This window comes from Halorussus ruber, from assembly GCF_004765785.1.
In the GTDB taxonomy this organism is placed as follows: Archaea; Halobacteriota; Halobacteria; order Halobacteriales; family Haladaptataceae; genus Halorussus; species Halorussus ruber.
The window spans coordinates 36,225-55,837 of sequence record NZ_SBIT01000020.1; the positions used below are offsets into that span (position 1 = coordinate 36,225).

Consider the following 19,613-nt stretch of genomic DNA (forward strand, 5'->3'; position numbering starts at 1 on the left):
CCGACATCCAACCATGACCCGAGTCAAACTATACACCGCGATTTACGTCGTACTGTTCGCGTTCGCAACAGCGCAGGTCCTCGTCGAGCAGTCGGGCGGCCTGCCCTACTGGACCGCGTTCTGGGCCATCATCGCGCTGTCGTTCGTGAAGGCGCTGATGGTAGCGTGGTACTACCAGCACCTCAAGTGGGAGCCGCGGTCGGTGACGTTCACGATGTTCGTCGGCCTGCTGGCCGCGCTGGCGCTGACGACCGCGGCGGCGTACTCGATACTCTGACCCGGCGGGATCTCGACCTTCACGTAAAATTTTTTACCGGAGACTCGGACGAACGACGCACGGCCGAAAAAGACGTTCGAGTGACGTGTCCGTACTGCGACGGGAAGACGGGGTGTCGATTCCCGCGCGCCGGTCCGTCCGGCGCGTCCACGAGGAGTACAGCGGCCGGAAGGTCCGCGACGGGTTCTGCAACCAGTGCGGCGAGGAGTTCGCGGTCAGGTACGAGTAGCCCGCTTTCTCGATTCATCCCGGCGTCTGCATCGCCGAGGCGGCCATGTACGCCAGCAGAAGCAGGGCGTATATCGCCACGAGCGCCGCGACGACCTTGAGGTGGAACAGAAACAGGTCCTCGCGCTCGGCCTCGCGGGCCTCGTCGTACGCCACTCGCTGGTCGTCGGTGGACTCCTCGGCGTGAACGTCGCCGAGGTGGAGCGCGCGCAGTCGCTCGGTCCGGAAGGGTCGAGCGCAGTAGGGGCACCGCGGGGGCGTCTCGCCGTCTGGCACCCGGACCTCGGGGAACTCGGAAGTCCCCGGGGGTTCGGGGGTCTCGGGAGACTCGGGAATCTCCGGAGATTTGGGGGACTCGACCGCCATCTATCCGGCGAGGACGAGTTTGACGGCGATTCCGGTGACGAACAGCGTGCCAAAGAGCCACGCACTCACCAGCGCGGCGTGGGCGCTCGGCAGGCCCCGGAAGCGAGCGGAGTTGTAGGTCCCCCAGAGCAGGAACGCGCCGAGGAGGACGCCGAAGACGACCGCGAGCGCGAGCCAGCTTCCGACCGCGCTGGCTACTCCGGCGTCGCTGACGAGCAGGACCGCGCCGCCGCCCGCGATAGCGACCAGCGCGAGGAACCCCGCGACCCACGCGCCGACCGAGTCGTCACCGGACGCCCGGGCGGAGCGCCCGCCGTCCGCACTTGCTCGCCCGCCGGTCCCTGCGACGCCAGCGAGTTCGTACCGCCGCCAGTTCTCGATTCGGAGGACGAGCGTCCCGACCGCGAGCAGGAGCGCCCCGGTCAGGATGGCGCTCACCAGATAGGTTGTTTCGGCCATACGAACCAGTCCATAACAATTGTTAGTTATTAACAGGCATAAGCTTTGACCTCGACTGAGCGCGGACGTTCGAGATTCGTTTCCGTCTCGGGAAGCCTGTCGAGTGCCGACGGAAACTCCCGCTCGCCAGCCACACACCTTTCCGGCTGGAGACCCTGTATTTAGGAATGGCAGACGACAAAACAGGCCGGAACAAGCAAGCCGACGACGCCGAGCGACGCCAACGAGAGCGTGACCTCGCCGCGGAACTAGAGCGCAGCGACGAGACGGAACCGCAGGTAGACGCCGCGGAACTCACCGAGTTCGAGGAGGAACTCGAATCCGTGTCCTTCCCGGCGACCGGGAGCGAGGTCGTCGCAGCGGTCGGCGACCGGACGGTCGAATCGACCGCCGAGAGCCACACGGTAGAAGAGTTGGTGCCGGACACCGACGAGGAGACGTTCGACTCACCTGCGGCAGTCCGAATGCGGGTGCAACGACCGACGGTCGCCGCGGCGATGAAGCGAATCGTAGAAGCGACTGCGACGCTCCAGAACGCGAGCCTCGGTGGCTCGCAGCGCGACGCCTACGAGAAGACCCTTCGGGAACTCAAAGCAATCGACGCCGACGACGACGACGAAGGGATTCGGGTCATCACCGACTGGATAGTCGAGCGAATCCGCGACAAGAAGAAGCTACCGGAGTCCCGAGCGGTCCGCCGCCAAGCGGCGAAGTTCTGCCGGTCGAACGGCTATCAGGTCCGGAACGACGAGTGGCTGGGAATCTAGACGACGCGAAGATGCCCGTCATACGTTAGCACAGTTCAGTCAGTTTTAATAGATAACCGATTATAGCCAAAGACACTCCGTCGCCCGGCACGACCGGGCGCGCGAGGTGATTCACCCATGAGCAATCCACCACTCCGGGCCCGCACTTTCGGCAATACTGCCGAGAGCGGCCAGTCCGGTATCCCGGCTTGCGAGCGTTATGCCGGGACTATCTGGGCGTTCGAGCGCGCCGGAGGGGTGGATTCTGTGGGTGATATGACCTATCGCCTCGAACGGACCACCCCGACCGCGTAAGGCGTCTCGGGCGCGAACTCGGTGGACTCTGTCTCCGAGTTCGCGCGGACCGGAACGCCGGGTCGGCTCGCTTCCTCTCGATTTCGACTCGGAAGCGAGCGGCGTGCGTCGGGAAGGTGGTCCGTTCGGCCACGTCCTTCTCCGGCGCACCGACTCGGTAGCACGGCGCGCGTCTCCCGCGAGTCGGCACCCACCGACCAGAGGCATCTCCGCGCTCCCGTAGCGTCGCGTCTCGCGCTCGGGAGACGGGCAGGCATCGACTGCAAACGACACACTCAGAACACCACAACAATGAACGCACGCGAAATCGACGCGACCGCCGACCTCGAAATCCAAGTGCCCCGCGGCGACGACGGCACCCTGCAGGACGGTATCGTCACCGTCCTCGGCCGGAGCGCCGCGGTCGACCGCACCGAGGTCGTGGACATCTCGGGCGTCACCCCGACGCTCAACGACCTCCGCGTGGACGCCGAAGTTCGCCTGCGCGTCCACCTCGACGACTCGGTCGAGGACGAGCGGGCCGCCGTCCGCGAGACCGTCGCCGACCAGTTCGGCGTCCGCACGGTCAGCGCGGTCGAGACCGACCGCTCGTCGTGAGGAGCGGACTCCTCGTCCCGACGCATCGACACACCAACTCGACGTACCGACGAACCACCGAACCCGACCCAATCCAGACCCATGCGATACACGAAGTACACCGCGAAACTGCCGACGAAGACGACACTCCGAGACGCGGCGACCCGAACTCGCCGCGCCGCGAGTGGCTACGCCGCAGGCGCACTCGTCGCTGGCGCGGCGATAGCGACCCTCGGCGCGGGTGCGACGGCCGCCGTCGTCGCGCTCGCCGTCCTGCTTGCGACCCTGCCCGCCAATCCCTTCGCCCTCCTCGCGGCCGTCGCGGCGGTCGTCGCCGCGGCCCGCGCGGTCCCCCTGCTGGCGCTCTACGCGGCCCGTCTCGCGGCCCGGACGCTCGACTGACCCGCGAATTAGCCATCTTTTATCTCCTGTTTCTGTAGCATTTTATCGTTGACAACAGTCCGAGTAGGCGGTCGCAAACGGCGCGAAGGCCCTCCTTACGCCGGAGCAAGGCCCGCCATAACAATGGAAACGTGGCCCAGAGAACCCGATGTCATGGACGTACTGAAAGACATCACGGACGGCCTGCGGGGAAGCGACGGCGACGAGAGCGAGGAGAGCGACCGGACCGGCACGGACGCTCGCCGCGAGGGCGCGGCACGCTCCTCGACCGCCGACTCGGCGGGCGATTCGGCGAGCAATTCGGCAGGCGACTCGGCGGGCGACTCGGGCGCAAACGGCGGCGATAGCGACGAATCGGGGTCGAATGCGTCGGGCAAATCGACCTCCTCGACCGAATCGGCCCCCGAGGAGATTCACGTCTGTTCGTTCTGCGAAACCGAGTTCGACGCCGGGCGCGACGCCTGCCCGGAGTGCGACGCGAAAATCGTCCTCCGGGGTGCGAGATAGTCCGTCCGGAGCGAGATAGTCCGTCCGGAGCGAGATACCATCCCCCTAAACACGAGATTACACAGTTTGACACGCGGCACTTATCGCGCAACGTAAGTGCACTTTTACACCGGATGGTATCGTGGCGAGCGTCAATGACCAGACGGTACACTCGACGCGAGTTTCTGGGAGCAACCACGGTCGCCGGAGTAGCCGGAATCGGCGGCTGCGCCGCTCCGACCGGAAGCAGGCGCGGCGACGCCGACACCGCGGACTCGAAGGGGAACGGGTCCGGGCCAGCCACGGTGACCGAGACGACGCCCGAGGAGATGGCGCAGGCCAACGCCGACCCCATCGACGTGCGGGGCGCGCTCTACGTCCCGGCTCGGGCGTGGAACACCTTCCAGATGTGGCACAACTACGACGAGAGCGTCATCGAGCGCGACCTCGGCTACGCCGAGCGGGTGAACATCAACGCCATCCGGACGTGGGTCAGTTTCGAGCAGTGGCACGAGGACCCCGAGAAGTTAGAGCAGTCCATCGACCACTTCCTGAACGCGGCCGACGACCGCGGGATACGGGTCCTGTTCGGCCTGTTCGAGAGCGTGGGCAAAGAGCCGAGCGAGAAGAACCTCCACGACCAGGACCCGCTGACGGCCCCGCCGGTCCAGTCGCCCTCGAGCGACGTCATCGTCAACGAGGACAAGTGGGACGAACCCCGCGAGTTCGTCCGGTGGTTCATGGACCGCTGGAAGGACGACGACCGCCTGCTCGCCGTTGAGGCGATGAACGAACCGGGCTGGCTCCCGAACATGAAGAAGTTCGCCGCCGGGATGTTCGAGACCATCGCCGAGAACCGCGGGTCGGTCCCGCTGACGGTCGGCTCGACCAGCCTCGCCAACAACGCCGACTACGTCGATTGGGGCGCGGACATCCTCCAGTTCCACTACAACTTCCCGAGCAACAAGCAGGTGTACCACGACCTGCTCCCGGACGCCAAGCAACTCGGCGAGGACCTCGACATGCCGGTCTACCTCACCGAGTGGCAGCGCATCGCCAACTACGGGTGGGGTAGCACCAAGACGGTAGACCAGTGGCAACCTGACTACGCCTCCATCGCGCCGACCATCCACCAACACGGCATCGGCAACTTCTTCTGGTCGCTGATGGTGAAACCGGCCTACGTCCGGTACATGCGAAAGCGGGGCATCATCAACGGCCTGTTCCACGAGGACGGCGCGGTCTGGAACAAGGACGACGCCGAGGCCATCAAGGCGATGTCCGGCGAGTCGGACGTGAGCGACATCGAACAGCGCCAAGAGTGGCCCGAGTGGGCGATGAAAGTCAAGCGTCACGCCCACAGCGGCGGGTAAAGTCGAGGAGGGAGGGCGGCCTCAGTAGAGTTCCCCGCCCAGCGGGACCCCCTCGTCCGGCGCGACGAGGACGGGATGGCCCTCCTCGTCGGGGACGCCCACGGTCAGGACCTCGGACTCGTAGCCCGCGATGCGGACCGAGCCGAGATTCGTCGCGCAGAGGACCTGCCGACCGACGAGTTCGGCGGGGTCGTAGTTGTACCCGGTCTGGGCGACCGACTGGACCTCCTCGTCGCCGAGGTCGATTTTCAGCTTGGCCATCTCGGGCTTGTTCGTCGCGGGGAACTCCTCGGCGTCTGTGACCTCGCCGACGCGGAAGGTGGTGTCGAACGGACCTTCGGACATGGGGACTGCTTGTGCGGCATCTGACTTAAGTATCGAGTCGGAGGCAGACCGTGGTGGTCGGATTTGGGTGACAAATCTCCGGAATCGCTCGGTGGAACAATCTACGCTCCTTGGCGGACTGAAAGGGCGAGCGCGGTTCGCATTTACGTGGTCGTCTCAGCGACCCCTATCGGAGGCGAATCGAAGGTGAGCCGGAGATATGTCGCTGAGCGACCGCGAACCGCGCGAGGGCTTTCGAAACTACAGCTTGCGATTCGACTGACTTCTCCGAACACTCCGGAAACTACGGAGGAAGGAAACAGGAAGCTAGCTTCAGGCGTGAGCCGAGGCGTCTCCCGCAACCGCCCCGCACTGCGACCGCACCTCGTCCTCCCCAGCCTCCTCCTTCGCTCCTTGCAGTCGCTCAGTCGTCCACCGTCAGAGGCAAGCTCTGACGAGCCTTGCCTCGCTACGCTCGGCAAGACCTCGCGCGACGGTGGTGTGGCACGGAGGCACCGGCGGACAACCCGCGTCCGCCGAGCAGTCACTCGCTACGCTCGTGACGACCGCGCCAGCGCGCGCCGGAGTAGAAGGGGGAGGTTAGCCCCTCCTAAGAAATATTACTATATGTTTTAGCAATATATACAATTACTAAACATATATATTCATATCAAGCCGGAACGCTGTTGTTCTCGCTCCCACGAGCAGTCACGAAGTTCCGCCGGTTGTCCCGAACGACGTTCGCCCGGAAGCGGTTGTCGCTGGAGGCCAGCAGGGAGACTCCTCGCCGGTTGCCCGTCACGCGGTTCTCGACCACCGAGTTGCGGTCGCTCTCGATGAACAGCAGCCCGTCGCGGTTGCCCGTCGCCAGATTTCCCCGGAGGTGGTTCCCGTCGCTGTTCCGGAGGCGGAACCCGACCGCGTTGTCCCGGGCGCGGTTCCCCCGGAGCGTGTTGTTCGCCGCGTCGTCGGCCAGAAAGACGCCGTAGAAGCGGTTTCGGAGGCGGAGGTCCGCGACCAGATTCGCGTCCGCCGCCGAGAGCCAGACGCCCGCGATGCGGTTGCCGGTCGCGCTTCCGCCGACCACTCGGTTCTCGTCCGCGCCGACCGCCACGACGCCGTACTCGTTACTTCGGGCGGTCACGTTCCGAATCCGGTTGCCCGACGAGTCGGCCCCGAGGTGGACGCCGAAGAGCGCGTTTCCGACAGCAGAGAGATTCTCGCCGCGGTTTCGGTCGCTGTCGTCAACCAGCGAGACGCCGTGGACCGCGTTGTCGGCGGCGCGCACGTCGGCGAGGCGATTCTCGCTCGCGCTGTAGAGGCGAACACCGACCCGGCTCTCGGTGGCGGTCACGTCGTCGAGTCGGCCCCGGTCGGCCTCGGTCAGGCGCACCGCGTCGTCCCACTCGGCGACCGTGAGATTGCGGATTGTGACGTTCGAGACGCTCCGCGCCCACGTGCCGACCGTGACTCCTGCGGTGCCGAAGGCTCCGCGTCCGTCCACGAGGTGACCCCTGCCGTTCAGAGTCACGTCGCTGGCCCGGATTCGGATGCACTGGCCCGCCGCGGCGTTCCGGATGTCGGCGGTGAGCGCGTAGGTTCCGGGTTCGGAGAGAGTCGTGCAGGAGTCGATGGTCGCGGGTTCGGTCGGTCGTTCGGCGGGAACAGTCGGCGAACCAGCCGCCGGAAGCGCGACGAGCAGGACGACGAGGAGCGCGCGGCGCATACCGGACGTTCGTTTCTGCCAACTATCGTTATTCGGCCGATTCCGTGGCGTAACGCGGATTATCGACGGGGAATCTCGCTCCGACTCGGTTACGGTCGGCGTCCTCGGCGGGCGGTCAGCTACGGCCTGCGGTCTTCCACGGCCTCCGCGCTCCGCTCGGTCACTCGGACCCCCTTCGCCGAGAGGTGTTGCATCCGTCGGCGCGCGAAGTCCTCCTCGGTCGTGCCCCGGGTGGCGAGGACGTACATCCGGGCGCTCCCCGTCGGGCGCATCGTCCGGCCAGCGCGCTGTGCGCCCTGTCGGCGCGACCCGCCGAGGCCCGAGGCGACGATTGCCAACTCGGCGTCGGGCAGGTCGATGCCCTCGTCGCCGACCCGCGAGACGACGAGCGTGTCGCGCTCGCCCGACTTGAACTCCTGAAGCAGGTGCTGTCTGCGGGCGTGGCGCATCTCGCCCGAGATGAACGGGACGCCGAGCGCCTCGGCCAGTTCGTCGCCTTGGTCGAGGTACTCCACGAAAATCAGGGTCTTGGCGTGGGGATGCTCCCCGCGCAGGTGGCGAATCTCGTCCAACTTGGCCGGGTTGCTCGCGGCGATCTGGCGCTTCTCGTGGCCCTCGGCGGTGCCGTACTCGTGGCGGTAGGTCTCGTCGTCCCACGGGACGTAGCGAATCTGGACCTCGGGTTCTTGGACGTATCCGGCCTCGAACAGCGCGTCCCAGTCGGTCCCGATGGGCGGGCCGATGAGGGTGAAGATTTCCTCCTCCTTGTCGTCCTCGCGGACCGGCGTGGCCGAGAGGCCGAGGCGGTGCTTGCTCTGGAGTTCCACGGAGCGGCGGAAGACCCGACTCGGCACGTGATGGACCTCGTCGTAGATGATGAGACCCCACTCGCGCTGGTCGAAAAGCTGGCGATGGCGGTCCATCCCGGCGGTCTGGTAGGTGGCGATGGTGACGGGTCGCACGTCCTTCTCGCCGCCGTGGTACTCACCGATTTGGTCGGGCGAGAGATTCGTGTGGGCCAGCAGCTCCTCGCGCCACTGATTTGCGAGTTCCCTCCCCGGCACCAGAATCAGGGTCTCGCCGCCGACCGCCTCGATTGCGCCCATCCCGGCGACGGTCTTGCCGCTTCCGGGCGGGCCGACGAGGACGCCCGCCTTCTGCTGGACGAACTGGTTGACCCACTCCTGCTGGTAGCGCCGGAGGTCGAGGCCGAGGTCCACGTCCAACTCCTCGCCGGTTTCGAGGTCCCGCTCGTCGCTGACGGGGTATCCGGCCTCGTAGAGGATGCGCTTGACCTCGGCGACGGACTCCTCGGCGACCCAACTTTCGGTATCCGAGAGGGGCGCGCGGAGTTGGCCCGAGTCGAGTTTCTGGCGCGCGACGTTGCCCATCAGGTCCTCGCTTGCGGCTTCGAGGACGACGTAGCCGTCCTCGTCGTCGGTTCGGAGGACGAACTGGCGGGCGCGCTTCCACTGGCCCTCTATCCACTCTTCGAGGTGGGGCGACCGCTCGGGGAGCACGTCCCTGACGGTGCCGATGAGGTCCTCGAAGTCGTCGAAGGGCGCGGCCCAGACGTCCTCTTGGCGAATCTCGTACATGTACCCGCCGTCGCGGGTGGTGTCCACGAGGTGGGCGAACTGCGAGAGTTGCGCCCGGGTGAACTGGGTCGGTTGGTCCACGACCAACTCGCGGCGCTTGGGGAAGACGACCACGCGCTCGCGGTCGGCGAGTTCGCCCCAGTCGGTCGGGTACCAGACCACGGGGTCGTTGGACACGTCGAGGCGCTCGACGCCCTTGCCCTCGCCCTCCGAGAGGCCCGAGAGGGCGTCGTCAGTTTCGGCTTGGGACCGGTCGAGCGCGCGGGCGACCTCCTCGGCGGTGACGACCGGGCGTCCGAACTCCTCGACGGCGTCGTGGAACTCCTCGACGTCCACCGAGGAGGAGGCGTCGTCGCTTTCGGTGGAGTCGGTCGGGTCGCTCTCGGCGGGGACAGTCTGGTCGTCCGGTGATTCTCTGCTCTCGGACTCGTCGCTCGGGGGGTCCGCTGGGCCAACGTCGTCCTCGGAATCAGTCATCGAACCGCGATAGGGGCGTGAGAATTAAACGATTTGCGCTATTAAAATCGATTCTTTTACATTGAACGGCGGGGTTGAATTTCCAACTAATGGCCACAAGATTTATTTCTGTATATTGACAGCCAGAGTAAAGCTTGAGTAGTGTGGGTTTGACGGGGGTCACATGGACACGGGAATCGCGGCCATTGAACGCTGTGCGTACTGCCGGGAGTACGTTCCGATTACAGTCTTACCAGTCGCTCCGAAGGACGGCCCAATTTCGGCGGAAGTGGCCGTCTGCGAAGAGTGCCGCACCGACGGTCGCTGAGGCCGCGAGTGCAGAACCGGGTCGGTAGTAGAGCGGACGTGCGCCGAATCGGTCCGGCCGGTCGGCGAGTCGGCCGTCGAGTTGGTCGGTCCGGACCGAGGTCGGTTCGCCACGCGGGACGGAGAGCGCCTGCCAGAGCGGCGAAAAGCCGGTTGCCGTTCGCCCGCGATTAGTCGCCCCTTACTGTTTCGTTTACGGCAGTTCGGCGTCGAACCGCCGCGAGGTATAACTGCCCCTCTGTCGTTGCTGGGAACGTGACTTCCCGAGACGTTCGCACGCTCGGCGTACTCTTCGTCGCGCTCGCGCTGGCCGTCGGCGGTGGTGCCGTCGTCGGCGCTGGCCTGACCGGCGCGGCGAGTCCGACCGACGCGGCCCAGAACAGCATCGACTCGTGTACCACCATCGACCAATCGGGCACCTACGTCCTGACCAAAGACATCGAGAACGGCGGCAAGACCCCCATCTCGAAGTCCTGCATCACGATTACCGCCGACGACGTGACCTTCGACGGCGACGGCCACCGCATCGACGGCCGCGGCGTCAGCCACACCAAGGCCATCGCGGTCAAAGACGCTGAGGGCGTCACCGTCGAGAACGTCGAGGTCAACGACTGGCACGCTGGCCTCCTCGTCAAACAGGGGTCGGCCACGCTCCAGAACGTGACGACGTTCTCGAACGCCTACGGCGTCCGACTGGAGCAGCCCAACGACGTCCGACTCGAGAACAGCAACGTCTCGGACAACCTCGTCGGCGTCTACACCGACAACCGGAGTCTGACCCTCGACGGGACGAAGTTCTCGGAGAACGAACTGAAGATTCAACGCGACGGCGGGTAAGCGAAGCAAGAGCAGTTTTCGGCGACTCTTCGCGGGATTTGTGAGTACTCGATTATAGTTGTTTGGCGCGCGCTGGCGCGGTCGTCACGAGCGTAGCGAGTGACTGCTCGGCGGACGCGGGTTGTCCGCCGGTGCCTCCGTGCCGCGCCATCGTCGCGCGAGGGATGAGTAGCGCAGGAGCGAAGCGACGAGCAACGCAATCGGTTGGGGAGGGTGTGGCCCGCGGTCGCGGGGCGGTGCTGTGCGGTGACTCCTCGGCTTCGGCAATAGTTAACTCCGTTTCCTGTTCGACTCTACTTAGCGAGGAGGCCAAAAATCGTATTACCCCGCGAGGACGCTAAAAGTTCGACTCTACTTAGCGAGGAGACCAAAAATCAGCAATACTAGCGTTCGGAACTGCCACGAACGCAAATCCGAGGTCTCACCCGGTCGGAAGCTTCTCTTCGACGTCACTCGCTACCGACTGAAACCGTTCCTCGAACTGGTCTTTCAGGGTCGCGGCCTCGTCCTCGAACCGCTCGACCTCGCGCTCGACGTAGTAGACCTTCTCAGAGGGGATGCGCCGCACCGTGTCGTTGCCCGCGTCGTCCTCGCCGGTCTTGACCAGCCAGTGGTCTTGGAAGTAGACCACGTGTTCGTTCTGAACCGTGAGTTCGCTCGGGTCCTCCTCGTGGGGGTCGTCGTAGACGACCGTCGCCTCTCCGAGTTCGCGTTCGACCATACGTCACCTCCGACAGCGAGGAGGTTAACGAATGGGGCCGAAGTTCGAGATGAATCGTGGTTTTGCGTTCGGGGAGAGTCGTGACTGTAAACGCTTCTCGAAGCCCCCACGCGGTCGCGGTCGCTCCTCGACATATCCGACGGACGTGGTTGCGACGGATAGGGGTCGAGGAGCGACCAAGCCTCCGGCGCGATCGCGCGGCCCCTTCATCCCTCCCTGTCAGTTAGTGAGTCGAGCGTTTACCGGTGGTTCGTAGCGCCGAGCGCCGCCATGGCGACTTGCCAGTCGAGTGCCCCCATCGGTCGGACGTTCCACCGAGCGCATCCGCGGCGGCTGGTCGGCCTGCCATCGCAGAGGAGTACCGCCGGTCGCCCGCCAGCGCGTATCTCGAACCCCGGCGAGAGAGCAAAGAAACCCAACCCGTTGTTTAAGCAATATTTTTGCTCGGGAAAGAATAAATTATATTTCCCTGTACCCACGCGAACGGCGTGTAAGCGACTCCTATCGGGGGTTACCCGCCTGCTGTCTTTCTGGTACGTTCGGTCTGCGAGAACGTAGCGAACTCCAGAATTCACGCAAGAGAGTCCATAACAAAGGGAAATACCGGAATACGGTGGGGTAGTAGCGTAATGGATACCGATAAAACCACGATATTGAGTCTCGCGCTGACGGTGCTGTTAGTCACGTCGGCGCTTCCGGCAGGCATCGTCGGGCTGGTCGGCACGGCCAGCGCGCAGGACGCCAGCGGAGCGTGGTACACCGTCCGGCAACCCGAAGCTGGCGTGTGCCACGAGGTCCGCGCGTTCTCGCACGACCATCCGAAGATGGAACCAGAGGTAGACGTCCGCGGGAGTATCCCCCACTTCACGGAGCCGCGAGAGGCGGACGTGTACGGGGACTTCCGCGACCCCGACTGGGGCGGATTCGAGTCCATCGAGTCCATCATGGACTACCGCTACCGGTACTATCCGGAGGGCCCCAGCGAGAGCCACGCCGTCGGGCAGACGTCCTACTACGCGCCGTACCTCAACGACCAGTACCGCCACGAGGGGTGGGACTACGGCACCTACGGCCTCTACAACTGGTCGGACAACGGCGAGAGCCACATGTTCTTCTACGAGAATCCCAACGGCGAGGTCAGCCTCGTCATCCGCCACGACCGGATTTACGAGGAGACCGGCACGTCCTCGCACAACCCCTACAACGGGATTTACGGACCCGGCGACGGCTTCTTCGAGGAGTCGCCGGGCGGCGGGGCCGCCGAGTGGCAGTTCCGCAACCTCCCGAACGGCGAGTGGGCGTACATCGACGACATGTATCCCCGCGAGGACATGGACGACGAGTACTACGACGCGAGCGGAACCCGGTACGGCCACCGCGAGGCCGAGTACGACTCCGAGCCGCTCGAATCCTTCCACCCGAGCGAAGACGGTCGGTTCTTCGAGATAAACTGGTTCTGGGGGTCGGGCGGCACCGACGGCGGTGCCTACCGCGGCTTCGAGAACCTCGGCGGGCGAGAGACCGTCATCGAACCCTCGTTCTCGAACATCGACGCGTGGCAGGTCCGGACCAACGACGGGAGCACGAACGGCCAGCAGTTGGGCCTCGACATGAGCAGCGAACTCGTCATCCAGCGCGGTCAGCACTGCCCGGACGTGAGTCTCGGCACTCGCCCGAGCGACAACCCGCCTGAAGCGGGCGAGACCGTGACCTTCACCGCGAACGTGGACGAGAGCATCGAGACCTACTACTGGGACATCGACGGCGACGGCGAAGCCGAGGAGACCACCTCCAGCGGGACCTTCGACTACACGTACAACTCCGCCCAGAGCGGGACCGTGAGCGTGACGGTCGAGACGCCCGACGGCATCCGCGACAGCGACAGCATCTCCTTCGAGGTCGCCCAGAACCTCCCACCGACCGCGAGAGTACACGTTGACCCCGGCGAGAAGGGCCTGCCCGAGTACCACGTCGTCGGCGAGCGAATCGTCCTCGACGCGAGCGAGAGTACCGACAACAGCGGCCCGCCGTCCGACGAATACGAGTGGGACTTCGGCGACGGGACGAACGGAACGAGCGACTCGCGGGTCGCCCACACCTACGACGAGACCGGTACCTACGAGGTCACGGTGGAGGTCAGCGACCCCGCCGGAAACACCGACACCGAGACCATCACCGTCGAAATCGTCGAGGAGGACACCGAGTCGCCCACCGCCAGAGCCGACCTCCCCGACGAAATCGAGGCGGGCGCGACCCTGACCTTCGACGGCGGCGATAGCGACGACAACCGCGGCATCCAGACCTACCGGTGGGACTACAACGGCGACGGAAGCTACGAGAACCGGACTGGACGGGCGACCCACGAGGCCGCGCCCTTCGATTCGCAGGGGCAAGCCAACGTCACCCTCCAAGTCGAGGACGGCGGCGGCAACGTCGATAACACGACGGTCCCGGTGACGGTCCACCGGGGCCTGGACCCGAACGTCACCGAGGTCTCGGTCCCCGACGAGGTCTCGGCGAACGAGGAGTTCGAGGTCTCCTCGCGGGTCGAGGACAACGGTCGCGTGGCGAGCGTGACCTATCGGTTCAGCGACGGCGAGACCGAGACGATAGAAGCCGACTCCTCGACCGACACCTTCGAGAGTAGCGCCACCCACGCCTTCGGCAGCACGGGCACGCCGACGGTCTGGGTCGTGGCCCGCGACGCGGCGGGCAACGAGGTCTCCTCGGACCAGTACACCGTCAACGTCACCGACGCGCCGAACGCGGTCCTCTCGGCCTCGACCAACGAGACCGAGGCGGGCGAGCCGGTGACGCTCGACGCCAGCGGAAGTAGCGACGCCAGCGGTCAGGTCGTGGAGTACCAGTGGGACTTCGACGGCGACGGCAGGCCCGAGGAGACGACGAACTCCTCTCGGCCGAGCGTGAACGCGACCTACGACGACGGCGACACCTACGACGCGACCGTGACGGTCGTGGACGACACGGGCCGGATCGACACCGCGTCGGTCGAAATCGAGGTCGAGGACGACGAAGACGAGCGCGCCGCGATCGGTGGCGGCGGAGGCGGCGGTGCCAGCCTCGGCCCGCCGCCGGTCTCGACCGACGTCGAGAAATCGGGGTCGAACGCGGCGAAAATCGACGTGCGGAACGCCCAGTCCGACCAGACGATTACGGCCGGTCTGCCCGCCAGCGCGACCAGCAACCAGACCGGCGTGCAGTTCGAGCGCGTTGCCATCGACGTGCGGCGCGACGACCCCCACGTCGTCTTCCAGACCGCCGCGAGCGCCGAGTCGCCCAGCGGCGTCACGCAACTGACCGAGGCCGACGAGGCGATGGCGTACCTCCAGATGGACGCCAAGTACCTCGACAGGGGCGTGCGGAACGCGACCGTCGAGTTCACGGTCCAGAAGTCCGCGCTCGGCGCGCTGGGGTCGGCCGACGACGTGTCGGTCCACCAGTACGACGACGGCTGGACGGAACTCAACGCGACGGTCGTGAAGACGACCGGCGACGCGGTGCAACTGAAGGCGACGGCCCACAGCCTCGGCACACTCGCGGTCGGCGCGAGCAACTCGCTGTCGGTGGCCGAGGCCGGGCTGGCGACCGACACCGTGGCGACGGGAGACGACGTGACCGCGAACGCGACGGTCGAAAACGCCGGGTCCGCGGCCCGGAGCGCGACGGTGAACCTCACCGTCGGCGACACCGTGGCGGCCTCGAAGACGGTCGAGGTCGCGGCGGGTCAGACCGCGAACGTGACCCTGACCGGGACCGCCACGACCACCGGAAGCTACGAGGTCTCGGTCGGCGGCGTCTCGGCGGGCAACCTCACCGTGAAGGAGACGCTCCCGGCCGAGACCGCGGTCAGCGACGTGTCGCTGAACGAATCGACTATCGCGGCGGGCGAGACGGTCGAAATCACCGCGGCGGTCGAGAACACGGGCGGTTCGGCGGGCGAGCAGAACGTCACGCTGACCATGTTCGGCAAGGAGCTAGCGACCGAGACGGTGGAGGTGCCCGCTGGCGAGACGAAGGAGGTCACCTTCGTCCGGAAAGTCGATGCGGCGGGCAACTACACGGTCGAGGTCAGCGGCCAGACCGCGGACCTCGGCGTCACCGAGTCGGACGACGGCGGCTTCGGAGACAGGGCTCCCGACGTGCCCGGATTCGGCGTCGGCGCGGCGCTGGTCGCGCTGCTGGCGGCCGCGCTGTTGGCCCGGATGCGGGACTGAGCGACGAGACGACGAACGACTTCCCTTTTTCTGCCCGTTGGCGTTTTCCGTCTCAGGACCCTACTACTGCCGGGATGAGCGGGGGGCCGGGGAGCGACCCGACCAGCGAGGAGGCCGCAGACGAGGAGTCCGGAGTCGGTGGCGAAGGGTCCGAGAGCGGTGGCGAGAAGTCCGGAGTCGGTGGCGCGTCCGCAGTCGAGGACCAGAGCGGGGCGTCGTCGGTCAAAGACGGACTGGCGGTCGAGAGCGGGCAATCGTCGGACGACGGCGACCACGAGGAGTCGGCGAGTCAGATGGCGGACCTGAGCGAGAAGACGACCGACCTGCGCGAGTGGTTCCTCCTCGACGGGAATCGACTGGGGATTGCGGCCATCCTGCTGGTCGCGCTGGTGGGCCTCCTCGGGGTGGCCGAGCGAGTCGGCTGGATACCGATGGCCGACAGCCAGCCGATGTTCTACGTGCTGAGTTCGCTCATCAGCGGGAATCTCACGCTGATTACGGTCGTGGTGTCCATCAACCAGCTCCTGCTCTCGCGGGAGATGAGTTCGCCCGGCGAACTCGAATCGCAGATTCAGAACGTCATCGAGTACCGCGAGGACGTCGAGGGCCACGCCGGGGAGATTGCGCCGGTCAAACCACTCGGCTTCCTCGAACTCCTGTTCTCGAACACGCGACAGGAGGCCCAGCGAATCGGCGGGATGACCTTCGGCGCGGTCGGCGAGGAGATTCGCGGCGAAGTGGACGACACCGTGGAGGCGCTGACCGAACACGCGGACCACGTCGAGGAGATTCTCGACGCCTCGGACGCCAACACCTTCCGGGTGCTGTCGGTAACGCTGACGACCAACTACGCCCAGCAGATAAACGAAATCCGGCGAATCCGCGCGATTCACGGCGAGGAGCTACCCGAGACCGTGATGGACGCGCTCGACAACCTCATCGAACACCTCCAGAAGGTGGACATCGCGCGACAGTACTTCAAGTCGCTATACCTGCAAGAGGAACTCTCGTCGCTCTCGCGGGTGTTGCTCTACGCTGGATTCCCCGCCGAGGCGTTCCTCGTGCTGATGCTGTTGGGGTTCACCGCCGAGGAGCCGACCGCGGTGACCCAGCACAGCAGTCTGCTGATACCGGTCATCGTCGGCATCGCGTTCACGCCCTTGGCGCTCCTGTTCGCGTTCATCGTCCGGATTGCGACCGTGACCGAGCGGACCGCCGCGACGATTCCGTTCACGACGCCGAAACAGGAGCAATGACGTATACTCAGGCGTTTTAGAACAGCTATACAAACAATAGGGGAATAACCATGTGCTTTAGTAGCGAACGCTCTCGAACTGGCGGAACGATTCGGTGGGATTGATTAGCAACTCACACGGTGGAACTGCGCCGCTGGTAATAAGAGCTATTAACCATAGACGCCCGAGTTAACAGCATGACCGTCGTCAGCATCTCGATGCCCGACGAACTGCTGGACCGCGTGGACGACTTCGCCGACGAACACGGCTACACCGGTCGGAGCGAAGTCTTCCGAGAGGCCGCCCGGAACCTGCTGGGAGAGTTCGAGGACAAGAAGTTAGAGGAGCGCGAGCTGATGGGCGTCGTCACGGTGCTGTTCAACTACGAGAGTTCCGGCGTCGAACAGCGCATGATGGAGTTGCGCCACGAGTACGACGGGTTAGTCGCCTCGAACGTCCACAACCACGTCGGCGACCACTACTGCATGGAACTGTTCATCCTCGAAGGCGGCCTGACCGACATCTCGACGTTCGTCGGCAAGATTCGGGCCACGCAGGACACCCTCACGGTCGATTACTCCGTGATTCCGGTGGACGAGGTCGGACCGTTCGCTGGCGAGTAGTTGGTCAGGGTGGAAGAGAGCGGTCGAGAGACCAGTAGACGCCGAACGAGGAGTAGAGCAGGGGCTAGTTGTTAGAGTCGGACGCGTCTTCGCCGCCCTCAGACACGTTCTCACCGCCGTCGGTCATCGCGTCCTCGCCGCCGTCAGTCACGGCCTCGTCGCCACCGTCGGTGACTGCGGTCTCTCGCTTGCGCTCGAACCAAGTCCACTCCTTGGTCTTCATGCCGTCGTCTTCGAGGTTCCACGGGTCGGCGCTCTCGACTCTCCGGCCTTCGAGCCACGAGGTGACGAGGTTCCAGACGAAGACGAGTTGGCCGAAGGCGATGAGGAACGCGCCCACAGTCGCCACGACGTGGAGCGTCTGGAACTGCGGGAGGTAGGTGGCGTAGCGCCGGGGCATCCCGCCGTATCCCAGCAACAGCAGGGCGAAGAACGTGACGTTGACGCCGATGATAGAGGTCCAGAAGTGGAGTTTCGCCAGCGTCTTCTGGTACATCCGACCGGTGAACATCGGGAACCAGTAGTAGACGCCAGCGAACACGCCGAACGGGATGACTCCCATGATGATGAAGTGGAAGTGCCCGACGACGTAGTAGGTGTCGTGAAGCACGAGGTTCACGGGGATGGACGCGAGGAAGACCCCGGTCACGCCCCCGATGATGAAGTTCTGGACGAACCCGATGCAGAACAGCATCGGGGCCGTGAGCCGAAGCCTGCCGTTCCACATCGTGGTGATCCAGTTAAAGACCTTCACCGCGCTCGGGACCGCGATTGCCAAGGAGACCGCCATGAAGCTAGCCCGGATGCGGGGGTCGATGCCCGTGCTGAACATGTGGTGTGCCCACACGCCGAAGGAAAGGACGCCGATCGCCAGCGTCGAGTAGACGACGAACTTGAACCCGAACAGCTTCCGGCCCGAGAAGCGAGGCAGGATGAGGCTGACCAGCCCCATCGGCGGCAAGACGAGGATATAGACCTCGGGGTGGCCGAAGAACCAGAACAGGTGCTGCCACAGCAGCGGGCCGCCGCCTTCCGAGAGGAAGAACGTCGTGGCGAAGTTCCGGTCCAGCAGGAGCATCACGAACGCGCTCCCCAGAAGCGGGAAGGCGAACAGGATGAGGCCCGACTGGGTCAGCATGGTCCACGAGAAGATGTCGAGGCTCTCCCAGCCCACGTCGTCGCCGCGCTCGGTGAAGATGGTTGCGATGAAGTTAATCGCACCCATCGTCGCCGAGACACCGGAGAGGTGCAGACCCAGCAACATCAGGTCCACGCCGGGATTGGTCTGCTCCGCGGAAAGCGGCGTGTACATCGTCCACGAGGTCTGTGAGGGCTGGATGTCACCCGCGGTCAGCGTCGCCAGCGGGAAGCCCGCCCAGATGAGGAGCGCCGCGGGCGGAAGCAACCAGAACGCGATGGCGTTGATTCGCGGGAAGGCCATGTCGTCCGCGCCGATGAGTAAGGGAATGAAGTAGTTGCCGAACGCCGCCAGTATCGGCGTCCCGAACAGGAACAGCATCGTGATGCCGTGGGTCGTCAGCAGGGCGTTGTAGAAGTTCGCCCCGATGATGGCCGAATCCGGCGTCATCAGTTCGGTCCGCATCAGGAGAATTGCGACCCCGCCCCAGATGAACGCGATGAGTCCGTAGAGACCGTACAGGTACCCGATGTCCTTGTGGTCCACGGTGGTCAGCCATCTGGCGAGACCGCCGGGTTTCTCCTCGTGACCGGCTTCCGCCCCTTCGCCGTACCCACCGCCACCTCCTCCTGCGAGCGGTGTGTACGATTGCCAGTCCTCGATGCGCAAGATGTACGCGATGACCGCGACGAGGAGGACCCCCATGACGACGGTAAGTGCGAGTTGCCCTGCATCAACCATACCCCAAACCAAGGCCGAGAGATACGTGTCTCCTCGGTTGGCGCACGCCAACTCCACTCGAAAATCGGATAATTTCGGGATATCGACCCGCTCTCGGCTTACTTTCTGTACATCTCCGATAAATAGCTTATCAATTCGAAGGTTCATTCGGTGGCCCGGCGAGGGTGAAAGCGAAGTTGTGGATGCGACCGAAGAAACCGGACTAGTCGGCGACTCCTCGCCGCGACGGCGGCGAGCAGTCGCGCAGATTCAAGTTAGGTGGTCATTTGTCTTAGCAATATTTCTATTTTCTAGAGAGGCACTGTCTAGTTAGCGCAGTTTAAGAAGTGAGCAGGTTGTAGCGGTTGTGTCCATGCAAGCCGCAAACCTGCTCAAAAGGACGTTAGACACCGCGACTCTTGAATGTTGGCAGCGGGAGCGGACG

Annotated in this window: 17 protein-coding genes and 1 pseudogene; 11 read left to right on the forward strand and 7 right to left on the reverse strand. The window is 64.9% G+C overall.

Annotated features, from left to right (window positions below; genetic code table 11):
- The first annotated feature begins 13 nt into the window (after nucleotides 1–13).
- Both EPL01_RS20590 and EPL01_RS21890 read left to right on the forward strand, forming a co-directional pair.
- The gene (locus EPL01_RS20590; protein WP_135827167.1) at nucleotides 14–277 is read left to right on the forward strand and encodes a cytochrome C oxidase subunit IV family protein; all 264 of its coding nucleotides are present in this window, start codon (nucleotides 14–16) and stop codon (nucleotides 275–277) included.
- Nucleotides 278–362: 85 nt separating this feature from the next.
- Nucleotides 363–506 (forward strand): hypothetical protein, encoded by a 144-nt coding sequence (locus tag EPL01_RS21890; protein ID WP_168215970.1) that lies wholly within the window; start codon nucleotides 363–365, stop codon nucleotides 504–506.
- 14 nt (nucleotides 507–520) lie between these two features.
- Here the strand turns inward: EPL01_RS21890 and EPL01_RS20595 are convergent, their stop codons facing one another.
- Nucleotides 521–871: a DUF7410 domain-containing protein gene (locus EPL01_RS20595; RefSeq protein WP_246045808.1), complete on the reverse strand. Its 351-nt coding sequence runs from the start codon at nucleotides 869–871 to the stop codon at nucleotides 521–523.
- On the reverse strand, nucleotides 872–1,330 hold the full coding sequence (locus tag EPL01_RS20600; RefSeq protein WP_135827168.1) for a hypothetical protein: 459 nt from the start codon (nucleotides 1,328–1,330) through the stop codon (nucleotides 872–874).
- A gap of 167 nt (nucleotides 1,331–1,497) precedes the next feature.
- Here EPL01_RS20600 and EPL01_RS20605 point away from each other — a divergent pair, with 167 nt between their 5' ends.
- The 5 genes from EPL01_RS20605 to EPL01_RS20620 all read left to right on the forward strand — a co-directional run bounded on the left by EPL01_RS20605 (nucleotide 1,498) and on the right by EPL01_RS20620 (nucleotide 5,228).
- Nucleotides 1,498–2,097, forward strand: a complete 600-nt coding sequence (locus EPL01_RS20605; protein ID WP_135827169.1) for a DUF5789 family protein — start codon at nucleotides 1,498–1,500, stop codon at nucleotides 2,095–2,097.
- Between the two features lie 585 nt (nucleotides 2,098–2,682).
- Nucleotides 2,683–2,988 carry a hypothetical protein gene (locus EPL01_RS20610; RefSeq protein ID WP_135827170.1) on the forward strand — a complete coding sequence of 102 codons (306 nt, stop codon included), beginning with the start codon at nucleotides 2,683–2,685 and terminating at the stop codon, nucleotides 2,986–2,988.
- 81 nt (nucleotides 2,989–3,069) lie between these two features.
- Nucleotides 3,070–3,369, forward strand: coding sequence for a hypothetical protein (locus EPL01_RS21895; RefSeq protein ID WP_168215971.1), 300 nt, complete (start codon nucleotides 3,070–3,072; stop codon nucleotides 3,367–3,369).
- Nucleotides 3,370–3,522: 153 nt separating this feature from the next.
- Nucleotides 3,523–3,876: a hypothetical protein gene (locus EPL01_RS20615; protein WP_135827171.1), complete on the forward strand. Its 354-nt coding sequence runs from the start codon at nucleotides 3,523–3,525 to the stop codon at nucleotides 3,874–3,876.
- Nucleotides 3,877–4,010: 134 nt separating this feature from the next.
- Complete coding sequence (locus EPL01_RS20620) at nucleotides 4,011–5,228, forward strand: glycoside hydrolase 5 family protein (protein WP_135827172.1); 1,218 nt, start codon at nucleotides 4,011–4,013, stop codon at nucleotides 5,226–5,228.
- Nucleotides 5,229–5,249: 21 nt separating this feature from the next.
- Here the strand turns inward: EPL01_RS20620 and EPL01_RS20625 are convergent, their stop codons facing one another.
- The 3 genes from EPL01_RS20625 to EPL01_RS20635 form a co-directional block, all read right to left on the reverse strand.
- Complete coding sequence (locus EPL01_RS20625) at nucleotides 5,250–5,573, reverse strand: tRNA-binding protein (protein ID WP_135827173.1); 324 nt, start codon at nucleotides 5,571–5,573, stop codon at nucleotides 5,250–5,252.
- Between the two features lie 649 nt (nucleotides 5,574–6,222).
- Complete coding sequence (locus EPL01_RS20630) at nucleotides 6,223–7,278, reverse strand: right-handed parallel beta-helix repeat-containing protein (RefSeq protein ID WP_135827174.1); 1,056 nt, start codon at nucleotides 7,276–7,278, stop codon at nucleotides 6,223–6,225.
- Nucleotides 7,279–7,397: 119 nt separating this feature from the next.
- Complete coding sequence (locus tag EPL01_RS20635; protein WP_135827175.1) at nucleotides 7,398–9,353, reverse strand: DEAD/DEAH box helicase; 1,956 nt, start codon at nucleotides 9,351–9,353, stop codon at nucleotides 7,398–7,400.
- A 561-nt stretch (nucleotides 9,354–9,914) separates the two neighbouring features.
- Between EPL01_RS20635 and EPL01_RS20640 the strand changes: the two genes are divergently transcribed.
- Nucleotides 9,915–10,496 (forward strand): right-handed parallel beta-helix repeat-containing protein, encoded by a 582-nt coding sequence (locus EPL01_RS20640; protein WP_135827176.1) that lies wholly within the window; start codon nucleotides 9,915–9,917, stop codon nucleotides 10,494–10,496.
- Between the two features lie 424 nt (nucleotides 10,497–10,920).
- Here the strand turns inward: EPL01_RS20640 and EPL01_RS20645 are convergent.
- Nucleotides 10,921–11,217 (reverse strand): annotated as a pseudogene (locus EPL01_RS20645) (hypothetical protein); the annotation flags it as partial.
- A 629-nt stretch (nucleotides 11,218–11,846) separates the two neighbouring features.
- On the opposite strand from EPL01_RS20645, the gene EPL01_RS20650 reads away from it, so the two are divergent.
- From EPL01_RS20650 to EPL01_RS20660, 3 genes are all read left to right on the forward strand, one after another.
- Nucleotides 11,847–15,452, forward strand: coding sequence for a PKD domain-containing protein (locus tag EPL01_RS20650; RefSeq protein ID WP_135827178.1), 3,606 nt, complete (start codon nucleotides 11,847–11,849; stop codon nucleotides 15,450–15,452).
- 74 nt (nucleotides 15,453–15,526) lie between these two features.
- Nucleotides 15,527–16,708, forward strand: a complete 1,182-nt coding sequence (locus tag EPL01_RS20655) for a DUF7972 family membrane protein (protein ID WP_246045810.1) — start codon at nucleotides 15,527–15,529, stop codon at nucleotides 16,706–16,708.
- A gap of 176 nt (nucleotides 16,709–16,884) precedes the next feature.
- On the forward strand, nucleotides 16,885–17,310 hold the full coding sequence (locus EPL01_RS20660; protein ID WP_135827179.1) for a CopG family ribbon-helix-helix protein: 426 nt from the start codon (nucleotides 16,885–16,887) through the stop codon (nucleotides 17,308–17,310).
- Nucleotides 17,311–17,374: 64 nt separating this feature from the next.
- Here the strand turns inward: EPL01_RS20660 and ctaD are convergent, their stop codons facing one another.
- Nucleotides 17,375–19,153: a cytochrome c oxidase subunit I gene (gene ctaD, locus EPL01_RS20665; protein ID WP_135827183.1), complete on the reverse strand. Its 1,779-nt coding sequence runs from the start codon at nucleotides 19,151–19,153 to the stop codon at nucleotides 17,375–17,377.
- Between the last annotated feature and the right edge of the window lie 460 nt (nucleotides 19,154–19,613).

What these genes read in the sequence shown, in the direction of transcription:
- EPL01_RS20620 (WP_135827172.1), top strand. Translation starts at nt 4,011, where the DNA reads ATGACCAGACGGTACACTCGACGCGAGTTTCTGGGAGCAACCACGGTC.
- ctaD (WP_135827183.1), bottom strand. Translation starts at nt 19,153, where the DNA reads ATGGGGGTCCTCCTCGTCGCGGTCATCGCGTACATCTTGCGCATCGAG.
- EPL01_RS21895 (WP_168215971.1), top strand. Translation starts at nt 3,070, where the DNA reads ATGCGATACACGAAGTACACCGCGAAACTGCCGACGAAGACGACACTC.
- EPL01_RS20635 (WP_135827175.1), bottom strand. Translation starts at nt 9,353, where the DNA reads ATGACTGATTCCGAGGACGACGTTGGCCCAGCGGACCCCCCGAGCGAC.
- EPL01_RS20660 (WP_135827179.1), top strand. Translation starts at nt 16,885, where the DNA reads ATGACCGTCGTCAGCATCTCGATGCCCGACGAACTGCTGGACCGCGTG.
- EPL01_RS20610 (WP_135827170.1), top strand. Translation starts at nt 2,683, where the DNA reads ATGAACGCACGCGAAATCGACGCGACCGCCGACCTCGAAATCCAAGTG.
- EPL01_RS20600 (WP_135827168.1), bottom strand. Translation starts at nt 1,330, where the DNA reads ATGGCCGAAACAACCTATCTGGTGAGCGCCATCCTGACCGGGGCGCTC.
- EPL01_RS20650 (WP_135827178.1), top strand. Translation starts at nt 11,847, where the DNA reads ATGGATACCGATAAAACCACGATATTGAGTCTCGCGCTGACGGTGCTG.
- EPL01_RS20630 (WP_135827174.1), bottom strand. Translation starts at nt 7,278, where the DNA reads ATGCGCCGCGCGCTCCTCGTCGTCCTGCTCGTCGCGCTTCCGGCGGCT.
- EPL01_RS20615 (WP_135827171.1), top strand. Translation starts at nt 3,523, where the DNA reads ATGGACGTACTGAAAGACATCACGGACGGCCTGCGGGGAAGCGACGGC.
- EPL01_RS20655 (WP_246045810.1), top strand. Translation starts at nt 15,527, where the DNA reads ATGAGCGGGGGGCCGGGGAGCGACCCGACCAGCGAGGAGGCCGCAGAC.
- EPL01_RS20625 (WP_135827173.1), bottom strand. Translation starts at nt 5,573, where the DNA reads ATGTCCGAAGGTCCGTTCGACACCACCTTCCGCGTCGGCGAGGTCACA.
- EPL01_RS20590 (WP_135827167.1), top strand. Translation starts at nt 14, where the DNA reads ATGACCCGAGTCAAACTATACACCGCGATTTACGTCGTACTGTTCGCG.
- EPL01_RS20605 (WP_135827169.1), top strand. Translation starts at nt 1,498, where the DNA reads ATGGCAGACGACAAAACAGGCCGGAACAAGCAAGCCGACGACGCCGAG.
- EPL01_RS20595 (WP_246045808.1), bottom strand. Translation starts at nt 871, where the DNA reads ATGGCGGTCGAGTCCCCCAAATCTCCGGAGATTCCCGAGTCTCCCGAG.